Source organism: Nonomuraea sp. NPDC050680, from assembly GCF_040654555.1.
In the GTDB taxonomy this organism is placed as follows: domain Bacteria; phylum Actinomycetota; class Actinomycetes; order Streptosporangiales; family Streptosporangiaceae; genus Nonomuraea.
Genome location: NZ_JBFAIF010000009.1, coordinates 172,303 through 184,303, shown reverse-complemented (window position 1 = coordinate 184,303; position 12,001 = coordinate 172,303). Strand labels below are relative to the sequence as shown.

Annotated in this window: 10 protein-coding genes; 6 read left to right on the top strand and 4 right to left on the bottom strand. The window is 70.1% G+C overall.

Annotation, left to right across the window (positions count from 1 at the left end; genetic code table 11):
- The first annotated feature begins 495 nt into the window (after positions 1 to 495).
- The 5 genes from AB0H88_RS28710 to AB0H88_RS28690 all read left to right on the top strand — a co-directional run bounded on the left by AB0H88_RS28710 (position 496) and on the right by AB0H88_RS28690 (position 6,909).
- The gene (locus tag AB0H88_RS28710; RefSeq protein WP_357649689.1) at positions 496 to 777 is read left to right on the top strand and encodes a hypothetical protein; all 282 of its coding nucleotides are present in this window, start codon (positions 496 to 498) and stop codon (positions 775 to 777) included.
- Positions 778 to 889: 112 nt separating this feature from the next.
- Positions 890 to 1,018, top strand: a complete 129-nt coding sequence (locus AB0H88_RS28705; protein ID WP_357649687.1) for a hypothetical protein — start codon at positions 890 to 892, stop codon at positions 1,016 to 1,018.
- A gap of 60 nt (positions 1,019 to 1,078) precedes the next feature.
- Positions 1,079 to 4,192, top strand: coding sequence for a S41 family peptidase (locus AB0H88_RS28700; RefSeq protein ID WP_357649685.1), 3,114 nt, complete (start codon positions 1,079 to 1,081; stop codon positions 4,190 to 4,192).
- 156 nt (positions 4,193 to 4,348) lie between these two features.
- On the top strand, positions 4,349 to 5,719 hold the full coding sequence (locus AB0H88_RS28695; protein WP_357649683.1) for a glycosyltransferase family 4 protein: 1,371 nt from the start codon (positions 4,349 to 4,351) through the stop codon (positions 5,717 to 5,719).
- A gap of 476 nt (positions 5,720 to 6,195) precedes the next feature.
- Positions 6,196 to 6,909, top strand: a complete 714-nt coding sequence (locus AB0H88_RS28690; RefSeq protein WP_357649682.1) for an HNH endonuclease family protein — start codon at positions 6,196 to 6,198, stop codon at positions 6,907 to 6,909.
- Positions 6,910 to 6,930: 21 nt separating this feature from the next.
- Here AB0H88_RS28690 and AB0H88_RS28685 read toward each other — a convergent pair whose 3' ends face one another.
- Entirely contained in the window at positions 6,931 to 7,764 is an 834-nt protein-coding gene (locus AB0H88_RS28685; RefSeq protein WP_357649681.1) for an SGNH/GDSL hydrolase family protein, read from the bottom strand.
- 217 nt (positions 7,765 to 7,981) lie between these two features.
- Here AB0H88_RS28685 and AB0H88_RS28680 point away from each other — a divergent pair, with 217 nt between their 5' ends.
- Positions 7,982 to 9,226 carry an isochorismate synthase gene (locus tag AB0H88_RS28680; protein WP_357649680.1) on the top strand — a complete coding sequence of 415 codons (1,245 nt, stop codon included), beginning with the start codon at positions 7,982 to 7,984 and terminating at the stop codon, positions 9,224 to 9,226.
- 120 nt (positions 9,227 to 9,346) lie between these two features.
- Here the strand turns inward: AB0H88_RS28680 and AB0H88_RS28675 are convergent, their stop codons facing one another.
- From AB0H88_RS28675 to AB0H88_RS28665, 3 genes are read right to left on the bottom strand one after another with little or no spacing between them, the layout of a single operon-like run.
- On the bottom strand, positions 9,347 to 9,961 hold the full coding sequence (locus AB0H88_RS28675; RefSeq protein WP_357649679.1) for a YigZ family protein: 615 nt from the start codon (positions 9,959 to 9,961) through the stop codon (positions 9,347 to 9,349).
- A gap of 53 nt (positions 9,962 to 10,014) precedes the next feature.
- Complete coding sequence (locus AB0H88_RS28670) at positions 10,015 to 11,391, bottom strand: MFS transporter (protein ID WP_357649677.1); 1,377 nt, start codon at positions 11,389 to 11,391, stop codon at positions 10,015 to 10,017.
- Complete coding sequence (locus AB0H88_RS28665; protein WP_357649675.1) at positions 11,388 to 11,966, bottom strand: helix-turn-helix domain-containing protein; 579 nt, start codon at positions 11,964 to 11,966, stop codon at positions 11,388 to 11,390. The genes AB0H88_RS28670 and AB0H88_RS28665 overlap by 4 nt, the downstream gene beginning before the upstream one ends.
- Between the last annotated feature and the right edge of the window lie 35 nt (positions 11,967 to 12,001).

The following is a 12,001-nucleotide window of genomic DNA, read 5'->3' as shown; positions in this document are numbered from 1 at the left end:
AACGCCCGCATGCCTGCACACCCACCCCTCAAGGACGCAACCTCACGATCAGCAATCGAAAGATTGCCATTAGCTGACCATGGCAGGTAGAACATATGAACGACAACGCTCTGATTGCCTGCTTGCTTGGCTAGGACCTCGTGCGGCGTCGCGCCATCACCATCCGTCGTACCACCGACGCCTCCTTCACCGTGGACAACCTGCTGGGCTACCTGATCGACACGTCCGGCCACGCCGACTCCGTGGCCAAGGTCGAACGGGCGCTCGGCGCGCTCGACGGCGCCCACCCTGGCGCTGTCGGCCGTCGAAGGGGTCCACGTCCGGTTCGGCGATGGCCAGGCGGGGGGTGGGCCGATCTGCTCGACGGGTTCCGGTTGCCGCCGACCACCCGGCCGCCCCTGGTGGCAGCGCGAGTGAGGCGGTCGGCGCGACGGTGTTCGCGATCGAGCGCGCCCCGTCACCACGGCGGCCGACTTCCGCGGGCGGACGACGAACGTGCTGCGGCGGGCGCTGCGCCAGGCGGGCACCCTGGTGTACGAGCCGTGCCACCGCTTCGAGCTGGAGGTGCCGCCGGAGTCGCTGAGCGCGGCGACCGTACGGCTGGCGGCCCTGGGCGCCATGGTGGCCGATGCCGTGCGGCGGGAGGCGGTGTGGCTGGTGATCGGCGACATCCCGGCCGTGGCGGTGCGCGAGTTCGAGCTGGCGCTGCCCGGCCTGTCACATGGCGAGGGCGTGTGGTGGTCGCGGCCCTTCGGCGACCGCCCCGCCCGAAGGTAACAATATGTGACCGTTCACCCGCCGACAGTTATTTCATATGTCGGTTTTCTGCCGGAAATGGGTACTAAGGCGGTTGATGTACTTATCCCACATCATCCGTTCAGGGGGAACCATGGCTCAGACGAACAAGAAGCCGGCCGCCAAGACCGGCAAGACCAAGAAACAGACGATCAAGCCCGCCCGCCAGGACAAGGACGTCAAGGACGCCAAGAAGGAGCCCAGGAAGCCGGACGTGGCTTGACGCGGTGAAAGGATCAGGCAGCCGCGGCCGGAGTCCCGGCTGCCTGATCACGGAGCACACATGTCCGCCTACCTGCGCTTCCCCTCCATCTTCCAGGACGTGGTCGTCTTCGCGGCCGAGGACGACCTGTGGATGGTCTCCGCCCTCGGGGGGCGCGCCTTCCGCCTGACCGCCGGGCTCGCCGAGGCCGGCTACCCGCGCATCTCGCCGCGCGGCGACCAGCTCGCCTTCGTCGGGCGCGAGGAGGGCCCTGAAGAGGTGTACGTCATGCCCGCCGACGGGGGCGCGGCCCGGCGGGTCACCTATCACGGAGCCCGCTGCACCGTGACCGGCTGGGACCCCGAGGGCCGCATCCTGTACGCCAGCGACGAGTGCCAGCCGTTCGAGGGCCGCAAGTGGCTGCACCGGGTCGCGCCGGGCGGCGTGCCGCACCGCCTGCCGTACGGGCCGGCGAACTCCATCGCCCACGGCCCCCGCGGCATGATCGTCCTGGGCCGCAACACCGCCGATCCCGCACGCTGGAAGAGGTACCGCGGTGGCACCGTCGGCGACCTGTGGATCGACCCCGACGGCGAAGGCCGTTTCCGCCGGCTCATCCGGCTGCCCGGCAATCTGGCCTCCCCCTGCTGGAGCGGTGACCGCGTCTGCTTCCTGTCCGACCACGAGGGCGTCGGCAACGTGTACTCCTGCACGCCGGACGGCGACGACCTGCGCAAGCACACCCACCACGACGACTACTACGCCCGCAATCTGTCCGGTGACGGCCACCGCCTCGTCTACCACGCGGGCGCCGACCTCTACCTGCTCGATCCCGGGGACGCGCCCCAGCGGATCGACGTACGGCTGGCCAGCTCCAGGACCCAGCGCAACCGCAGGTTCGTGGAGGCCGACGACTACCTCGAGGGCGCCACGCTCACTCCCGACGGCAGCGCCCTGGCCGTCACCGCGCGCGGCAAGGCGTACACCATGGCCGGTTGGGAAGGGCCGGTCCGGCAGCACGGCGAGCCCGACGGCGTCCGCTACCGCTTCCTGACCTTCCTCAACGACGGCCGCCGTCTCATCGCCGCCGCCAGCGACGACGGTGACGAGGAGCAGCTGGTCATCCTCGGCGACCCGGCCGCCCCGGCGATCGCCCGGCTCGGGCGTATCACCGCGCTGGTGCCCGACCCCGCCCACGACCGCGTCGCCGTGACCAACCACCGCGACGAGCTGCACCTCGTCGATCTGGCCACGGGGCGGGCCGTGCTCGTCGAGGCCAATCCGCACGGCCCGCCGGCGGACCCCGCCTGGTCGCACGACGGCCATTGGCTCGCCTACGCCACCCCGCTGAACGCCCACACCGCCGCGATCATGCTGCACCACCCCGCGACCGGCCAGACCGTCGCCGCCACCGAGCCGCTGCTCGAAGACTCCCGTCCCGCCTTCGACCCGCGCGGCCGCTATCTCTACTTCATCGGCCAGCGCGTCTTCTCCCCCGTCTACGACCAGCTCCAGTTCGACCTCGGCTTCCCCCTCGGCACCCGCCCCTACGCCATCGCGCTGCGCCGGGACGTCCCCGACCCGTTCGTCCCGAGCCCCCGCCCCCTGGGAGCGAAGGACGAGGAGGATGAGGAGGAGGACACGGAGGAGCCCGAGCCGCTGCGCGTCGACCTCGATGGCCTGGCCCGCCGCGTCACCGCCTTCCCCTTGCCGGAGGGCCGCTACGAGCGCGTCGCCGGGCTGCCGGGCAAGGCCCTCATTCTCAGCAGTCCGCTGCAGGGTGAGAGCATCCTGGACCTGTACGACTTCACCAAAGGTGAGAGCGAGACCTTCGCCCGCGGCGTCAGCGACTTCGAGCTGGGCCGCGATCACAAAACGCTCCTGTACCGGGCGGGCGACCGGCTGCGCGTGCTGAAGGCCGCCGAGACGCCCGACGACGACGGCGACAGCCCGAGTCGCGAAACCGGGTGGATCGACCTGTCCCGGATCAAGGTGTCGGTCTGCCCGGCGGCGGAATGGCGGCAGATGTTCCGCGAAGCGTGGCGCCTGCAGCTCGAGAACTTCTGGACCGAGGACATGGCCGGCGTCGACTGGCACGCCGTCTACGAGCGCTACCTGCCGCTCGTCGAACGCGTCAGCACCCGCGGCGAGTTCTCCGACCTGCTGTGGGAGCTCCACGGGGAGCTGGCCACCAGTCACGCCTACGAGAGCGGCGGCGAGTACCGGCCCGGCCCCGACTACACGCAGGGCAAGCTCGGCGTCGACTGGGACCACCGCGACGGCGTCTACCACATCGGCGCCATCGTCACCGGCGACCCGTGGAACCCCGAGGTCACCTCGCCGCTCAACCGGATCGGCCTGGACGTACGGCCGGGCGACGCGGTCCTGGCCATCAACGGCGCCCCCATCGGCGAGACCGCCACCCCCAACGAACGCCTGGTCAACCAGGCCGACGAGGAGGTCGAGCTCACCCTGCGCCGCGGCGAGCACGTCTTCACCGCCGTCGTCCGCGCCATCGCCGACGAGGGGCCCGCCCGTTACCGCGACTGGGTCAACCTCAACCGCGCCCGCTGCCATCAGCGCTCGGACGGCCGCGTCGGATACGTACACATTCCCGACATGGGCACCGACGGGTTCGCCGAGTTCCATCGCGGCTTCCTGGCCGAGCACGACCGTGACGCGCTCATCGTCGACGTCCGCTTCAACGGCGGCGGCGACGTCTCGGCGCTGCTGCTGGAGAAGCTGGCCCGCCGCCGCCTCGGCTACGACTATCCCCGCTGGGGCGATCCCGAGCCCTACCCGCCGGAGTCGACGCGCGGCCCGCTGGTCGCCATCACCAACGAATGGGCCGCCTCCGACGGCGACATCTTCAGCCACACCTTCAAGCTGCGGGGCCTCGGCCCGCTCGTCGGCAAGCGAACCTGGGGCGGGGTCATCGGCATCTGGCCGCGGCACCGGCTGGCCGACGGCACCCTCACCACACAGCCAGAGTTCTCCTTCGCCTTCGACGACGTCGGCTGGCAGGTCGAGAACTACGGCACCGACCCGGACATCGAGATCGACATCACCCCGCAGGACTACGCGGCGGGCACAGACACCCAGCTCGAGAAGGCCATCGACGTGATACTCGGGCTGCTGGCCGAACACCCCCCGCACACCCCAGATCCAACACATCGGCCACGGATGCAACCTTAAGAGGATTTGCAACGTCTATAGATCATGTGTGGGGTTAGTCCTCGGGGATGGACAGGACACTCCACCGAAGCGGGACAATAAGCCGGTGGCGAATTCGCACAGATCGCCACAGGCCACTTGTGTAGTGACACTCTCGGTTCAAGGGGGACTTCTCAGGTGCGCGCACTGGCACGCAAGGGCAGGTCGGCGATGGTCCGGCTGTACAAGGGCTACAACCGCCGCAAGGTGCGCAAGGCGCCGCCGCCGTCCACGGACAAGGTCAGGATCCTGATCCTGCACGCGTACGGCATGGGCGGCACGATCAGGACCGTCTTCAACCTCGCCAGTTATCTGGCCGAGAACCACGACGTGGAGATCGTCAGCATCCTGAAGGAGGCCGAGGAGCCCTTCTTCCCGATCGACCCGCGGGTCAAGTTCCGCTTCCTGGACGACCGGCTGAACCCGGGCCCGGACCCGGTACGCGCGATGCTGTCGAAGAGGCCGAGCAAGCTCATCCCGCCGGAGGAGTCGGCGTTCCACCGCTTCAACCTGTGGACCGACCTGAAGCTGGCCCGCTACATCCGCTCGCTCGACACCGGGATCCTCATCTCCACCAGGCCCGGCCTCAACCTGGCGATGGCCCAGTTAGCTCTGCCGAGCGTCATCACCATCGGCCAGGAGCACGTGGCGCTGCGCACCCAGCCGGAGGCGGTGCAGGAGCTGATCAAGTGGCGCTACCGCCGCTTCGACGCCCTGGCCACCCTCACCAAGGCCGACCTGCGCGACTATCGCGCCGCCCTGCCCAAGAAGCCGAAGCGGCTGATCCGCATCCCCAACGCCGTACCGCCGATGACCGGCGACCTGGCCAAGCTCGACGCCAAGGTCGTCATCGCCGTCGGCAGGCTGACCCGCCTCAAGGGCTTCCACCGGCTCATCGTCGCCTGGGAAGAGGTCGCCAAGACCCACCCCGACTGGAAGCTGCGCATCTTCGGCGCCGGCCCCCAGGAGGACAACCTGCGCCAGCAGGTGATCGAGGCGGGTCTCGAAGGCCAGATCGAGCTGCCCGGCGCCACCAGCGACGTCGGCGCCGAACTGGAGAAGGCGTCCGTCTTCGTGCTCAGCTCGCGCCACGAGGGCTTCCCGATGACCATCCTGGAGGCCATGGCCAAGGGGCTGGCCATCGTCAGCTTCAACAGCCCGCACGGGCCGAAGGAAATGATCACCGACGAGGTCGACGGGCTGCTGGTCAAGCCGCGTACCAACGCCAACCTCGCCACCTCGCTCCTGCGCGTCATCGAGGACGAGGAACTGCGCCGCCGCCTGGCGGCCGGGGCGCTGGAGACGGCGCGCACGTACGACGTGGACGTCATCGGCGCCCAGTGGGACGCCCTGTTCGAGGAGCTCCTGGCCCGCCGCAACGGCACCTACGTCCGTCCGACGCGCACGCCCGCGGAACCGGCATCGTCCGAACCGGCATCGTCCGAACCGGCATCGTCCGAACCGGCACCGGCACCGGCCGAGCCCGCGCGGACTCCGCGGTCCTCCTGACGGGCGCCTGACGGCTGACGGCTGACGGCTGACGGCTGACCGAGGACGTCCGCGCCCCCGATCGTTCCGGGCGGACGTCCCAGGGCCGACTGTCAGGGCCGGTCAGGGCGGTCAGGTACGACTCCTCGGGCTCCTCAAGGCGGTCAGGTACGGCTCGTCAGCTCGACCGGCTCCGCGATGACGTCCACCAGCGCTCCGTTGCGGTGGACCGTGATCGGCAGGGGCCGCCCGATCGCCTCGGCGAACATCAGCCGCTGCAGGTTCTCAGTTGCTTACATCATTACTCCGCCAACAGAGAAACGGCCACCACCTTTTCCGCCGACTGCCCCGGAGCATGGAGCCTCCACATCCGGAGCAACAGGACCGTGCGCTATACACCCCTCCCTCGGCGGCCTCAAACCTCTCACCGTGTCAAACACCACAATGTCGGGAATTGATCTCTAGAGAACCTGTGCCCAAGAATCCCGGAGGCGTACTTGAGCACAAAGGAAACGATCGCCCTCCTGGCAGGGGGCGTGCTGGTCGTCTCCCTCATCGGCGGCACCAAGACCAGCCCGGCCACCGCGGCCAGTCCTCTCACCAACACCAGCGGAACCCGCCCAGGACTCGCCCCCATCGCCACCGACGCCGACCGGGCCAGCGCCCGCACCCTCATCAAGCGGCTCCGGGTCAAGGGCCGCGGCCCCAAGACCGGCTACGAGCGGACCAGATACGGCGACAACTGGGCCGACACCGCCACCGGCGTCCCGTACGCCCGCAACGGCTGCCGCACCCGCGACGACCTGCTCGCCCGCGACGGTCACGACGTCAAGTATCGCCAGGGCTCCCGCTGCGAGGTCGTCTCCCTCATCCTGACCGACCCCTACACCGGCCGGACCATCGACTGGCGCAAGGACCACGCCGACGAGATCCAGGTCGACCATGTCATTCCGCTCGCCTACGGCTGGCGGATGGGCACGCCGCGCTGGTCGATGTCCAAGCGCCTCGACTTCGCCAACGACCCGCTCAACCTGCTGCCCGTCTACGGCGCCGCCAACGAGCAGAAGGACGCCTCGGGACCGGCGGGCTGGCTGCCGCCGCAACACCGTATCCGCTGCGCCTACGTCACCCGCTTCGCCCAGGTCGCGCTCAAGTACGACCTGCCCGTCACCCGCGCGGACAAGAACGCCATGCTCGCCCAGTGCCGCTGACCACCGCGGCACCACGGCTGCTCAGAGCACGTCGATCCACTCGAAACCGTTCTTGAACGTCAACTGGGCCAGGACCCGCTGCCCTTGGGCATTGGGGTGGAAGTAGTCCCACTTGCTGACCTGGTCGAGCGTGAACGGGTAGGCGAACACCGCACCCCCGTCCGTACGGCACGCGGGTCCCAGCGTCGCGCACGCCTCGGCGGCCTCGTGGTTGTAGTCCATCACCCGCGCGCGTACCCGGGCCCGCCGCGCCACGTCCGCGGGCTTGCCCGACGAAGGGGAGGCGAGCATCGTGGGGCAGATCCGGCCGAGCGTCCAGAACGTGCGCGCCAGCGCGTTGCTCTTGCCGACCTGCCACAACCGGCGCAGGTCGGGAATGCTGGCGAAGAACACCCTGATGCCCGGCACCCCGGCCCGCAATTCCGCCAGAGCCGCGTCGAGCCGCTGCCGGTAGACCCGCACGGGCGTCATGTCCTTCTCCGCCGGCTTGCACGCGTCCTGGGCGCCGATGAGGATGGTGACATATGTCGCCTTGGCGGTGATCGCCTGCTTCACCTGACCCATCAGGTCCGCGCTCGTCGACCCGGGCACCGCGAAGTTGCGGTTGTGCCCCGTGATCGACCGGCTCAGCCCGGCCAATCGCAGGTAATGGCTGGTCACCTCGGCGTTGTCCCCCGCCGACCAGGAGCGGGAGGTGCACGAGACGTACCAGCCGCACGCGTTGAACCCCGCTGAGACCGAGTCTCCCAACGCCGCCATGACCTCTGGGACCGGCTCCGCCGAGGACGCGTGTGCCGTACCGGAACCGAGGAGAACGAGGGCAGCGGCGAAGAGGGGTGTGAGACGAGTGATCATGCGGCCCAAAGTAGGGATGGGCGCGGAGGCCGACTATGTCGTCAAGGCAACATCTGCCATCTCGGGACCGTGTTCATATCGCTGCTTGACAGTCCTGATCCGATGGGGATGCTCCGAATATCATGCGGGTTCCCCCTTTATCTGGGTTCATTGACCGTAACCGGTCATTCACGGGGGTCCCAGTCGAACGTGTTCAGTTCCCGCATAGAGTGTCTGGGTGAGTGTCGCGCTCGGAACCACCCGCCCGCTACCGGTTCGCACCACCCCCATAGGTGACCCCGGTGACTTGCTGGCCTCCCTGCCCCGGACCGCCGCCCCCTACGCCTGGATCAGGCACGGCGAAGGACTCGTCGGCTGGGGTGAGGCCGCGCGGGTGGCCGTTCCCGCAGGTCCCGACCGGTTCGCCTGGGCGAGCCGGTGGCTCGCCGACCTGTTCGGCGACGCCCACATGGACGCCTACCTCGACGGTCCCGGCGGTATGCCCGGCGTCGGGCCCGTCGCCTTCGGCTCCTTCACCTTCGACGAGAACGCCGCCGGCTCCGTCCTCGTCGTGCCGCAGGCCGTACTCGCCCGGCGTGACGGCCGCGCCTGGCTCACCACCATCGGCGACGCGCGGCTCGAACCCCTCACTCCCGTACGCGATCCGGGCCGCATCAGCTACGGTGACGGCAGCCTGTCCGCCCCGCAATGGGAGCATGTCGTCGCCCAGGCCTCCCGGCGCATCCGCGAGGGCGAACTGGAGAAGGTCGTCCTGGCCCGCGACCTGATCGCCACGGCCGAGCGGCCGATCGACGTACGCCTCCTGCTCGACCGCCTCGCCCAGCGCTACCCCGACTGCTACACCTTCTCCGTCGCCGGCCTGGTCGGCGCCACCCCCGAGCTGCTCATCCGGCGCACCGGCAAGGAGATCGAGTCGCTCGTCCTGGCCGGCACCACGCCGCGCGGCACCGGTCCGGCCGACGACCTGGCGCGCGGCGCGGCGCTGTTCGCCTCGGCCAAGGACCGGCACGAGCACGAGTGCGCGATCGCGTCCGTACGCGAGACGCTCGCCCCGCTGTGCTCGTCGCTGCAGACTCCCGACGAGCCGGAGCTGCTCATGCTGCCCAACGTCCAGCACCTGGCCAGCCACGTCACCGGGCGTCTGGCCGACGGCGCGTCGGTGCTCGACGTGGTCGCCGCCATGCACCCGACCGCGGCCGTGGGCGGCACGCCCACCGACACCGCCATCAAGGTGATCCGAGAGCTGGAGGGGATGGATCGCGCGGGCTACGCGGGGCCGGTCGGGTGGATCGACGTGCACGGGGACGGGGAGTGGGGGATCGCGCTGCGGTCGGGGATCGTCCGGGGGCGCCGGGCGCGGCTGTTCGCGGGCGCCGGCATCATGGGCGACTCCGACCCGAGCTCCGAACTCGCCGAAGCGCAGGCGAAGTTCCGCGTCATGCAGTACGCCCTTGAAGGGTGATTTTTCGTGATTTTTGTTACGGCACAGCACGGGAGGCCCCAGACGCCGCACGTGGCTGAGGGCCTCCAGGGACACGGCCGCTGAGCCCGCACGGGGTCGGCCGCCGTTACGGCCGCGTTCTCAACCCGCTACGTGGATTCTGTTGCCCGGTGTCACCTGAGCCCTGCCTGCTGTCAGGGTGGCCACCCAGTCCGTGAAGGTCGCCGTCTCGTCGTCCGCCACCGCCACCGTGAAGACGACCTTGCTGCCGTAGGACACCTCCCTGATGGGGTGTCTGGATGCCCTGAGGTCGTTCTCTATGCGGCCTGCCTGGTCGTGGGCCACCATCACCTGGATGAGGGTCGCCGGGATCATCCGGATCGGTACCGCCTGGTCCAGGGTCTCCGTCACCGCGGAGCTGTAGGCGCGGACCAGGCCGCCGGCGCCCAGGAGGGTGCCGCCGAAGTAGCGGGTCACCACCGCCACCACCTCGTTGAAGCCTCTGCCGGTCAGGGCCTGGAGCATGGGGGTGCCCGCCGTGCCGCCTGGTTCGCCGTCGTCGTCGCCCTTGCGGTCGTCGCCGATCACGTAGGCCGTGCAGTTGTGGGAGGCGCTCGGGTGCAGGTGGCGGCGTTCGGCGATGAAGGCCGAGGCTTCCGCGGGTGTCCTCGCCGGAGCGAGCGCGCAGACGAAACGAGAGCGGCGGGCCTCCGTCTCGTGCTCGATGGCGGCGCTGAGGGTGAGGTAGGAGGACACGCCCACAGATTAGTGCTCGGCCGGACAGGCCGTCGGGGCCGGCATCCCCCGCGTCATGGGCTGTGGCTGCTCTCCGCTGAGGCCGGTGCCGAGGGCGAGCCCACGCCACGAGACTGGTCCATCTGCCGCCATTCACGACGCAACCCGGTCAGCCCGATGGTGAGGAAATAGACCGCCCCGCACGCGACCAGCACCGGTGACAGTCCGGCGGCGGCCACCGCCGCGCCGGCCATGAGCCCGCCCAGCGGAATCCCGGCCCAGGCCAGCGAGTCTCCCAGCGCGTTGACCCGCCCCAGCAGCCGGCGCGGCACCCGCTCGAAGAGTATGGCGCCCAGAATCGGGTTGATGAGCCCCCCGCCGAGCCCACTCAGCGCGAACACGACCAGCATCGCCCACACCGGCGCGTCCATCGCCAGGACCAGGTACCTCGGCGGCCCCGCCACCAGGAAGGCCACGAAGAACACCACCCGCCGCCGCATCCGGTGCGCCACCGCGGCGGCCACCAGGCTCCCGCCGACCGCCGCCAACCCCATGACGGCGCTGTTCAGCCCGATCACGGCCGGGCCGTGGCCGGACTCCCGGGCCCACACCGGCACGAGTACCTGGGCGAACGCGGCGTCCAGCAGATTCGTCACGGCGACCATGAGGGTGAGGGCCAGCAGCATCGGCTCGGCGCGCAGAAAGGCGACCCCCTCGGCGAAGCGCCGCCAGTAGCTCGCCCGCTCCCCCTCACCGCCCGCCGAATCAAGGACCGAACCCTCGCCAGGCTCCCGTACGGGGATCGGGTCGTTCTGAGGGTCTGGCGTCTGGGCGTGGATCGGGGCGCCCGCGTACGGTGCCTGGGCGCGTGGCAGCGCCCACACGATGACGACGGAGCCGAGCGCGAAGCAGGCCCCGCTGACCGCCAGCCCCACCAGCGGACCGGCCAGCGCCACCAGCGCCCCGCCCATCGCCGGGCCCAAGGTGGCGGCCAGCCGTTCGGTCACGCCCGACAGTGCCGCGGCCCGCTCCAGCGGTATCCGGCCACGTTCGGCCGCCTCCGGGACCATGATCTCCTTGGCCAGGTCGCCGGGCCCGCGAGCCGCGCCGATCAGCGCCACCAGGCCGAGCAACACCGGGAAGGCCAGCAGGTCGAGCGCGTGCAGCAGCGCCACGGCCGCGGCTGCGGCGGCGCTCACCACGTCGCCGGCCCACGAGACCCGGCGCGGGCCCAGGTGATCGACCAGTGGCCCCGCGAGCAGCTTGACCAGGACGTACGGAGCCATCTCGCAGAAGGCCACGAGCCCGGTCATGGCGGCGCTGCCGGTCGTGACGAGCACGAACCAGGGCAGCGCGATGGCCGAGACCCGGGTGCCGGTCAGCGACATCGCCATCGCGGCCAGCACGCCGGCCAGCGGGCGTAAGGACCGCCCGGCCACAGGAGGAGTCATGGTAGATCCGGCTCCGATCCGGCCGGCTCCGGCAGCAGGTGCATGACCAGCGACACCCGTTCGGCACCCTCAGCCGTCTCCTCGGACGCGTCGCGCCGATAGCGGTCGATCACGGACAGCAGCTCCTCGCGCAGCCGCTCCGCCTCGTCCGGGGTGAGGCGGAGCGCCCAATGGCTGATGTCCAAGGCGTCGAACCAGGGGCGGGGCATGGTCTGCAGTTCGTTCAGCGCGCGCTGTGTCAGCAGGCTGTGCGCGGCCGCCACGGAGCGCAGGTACGCCATCAGCGCCTCGGGCTCCTGCATGGCCACGTCGCTGGAGGTCAGCCGGGTCACCTCGTGCACCGCACGCCACCACCGCTCCCGCGCGTTCCCGCGTTCGCTGTCCTCCTCGACGAAGCCCGCCGCCGCCAGCCTGCGCAGGTGGTAGCTGGCCGTGCCGGAGTTGACGCTGAGGCGCTCGGCCAGCCGAGTGGCCGTCGAAGGACCGTACTTGCGCAGCAACTGGACCAGCTCCACCCGCACCGGGTGGGCCAGGGCCCGCAGGCCCTTGGCATCGAGAACTACGTCTGAGGTCATGTCCCTACTCTAGATTGCCAACATCTCTTCGCAAA

Bases quoted from the DNA above. Each gene is read 5' to 3' on its own strand.
- AB0H88_RS28705 (WP_357649687.1), top strand. From the start codon at position 890: ATGGCTCAGACGAACAAGAAGCCGGCCGCCAAGACCGGCAAGACCAAG.
- AB0H88_RS28700 (WP_357649685.1), top strand. From the start codon at position 1,079: ATGTCCGCCTACCTGCGCTTCCCCTCCATCTTCCAGGACGTGGTCGTC.
- AB0H88_RS28685 (WP_357649681.1), bottom strand. From the start codon at position 7,764: ATGATCACTCGTCTCACACCCCTCTTCGCCGCTGCCCTCGTTCTCCTC.
- AB0H88_RS28670 (WP_357649677.1), bottom strand. From the start codon at position 11,391: ATGACTCCTCCTGTGGCCGGGCGGTCCTTACGCCCGCTGGCCGGCGTG.
- AB0H88_RS28665 (WP_357649675.1), bottom strand. From the start codon at position 11,966: ATGACCTCAGACGTAGTTCTCGATGCCAAGGGCCTGCGGGCCCTGGCC.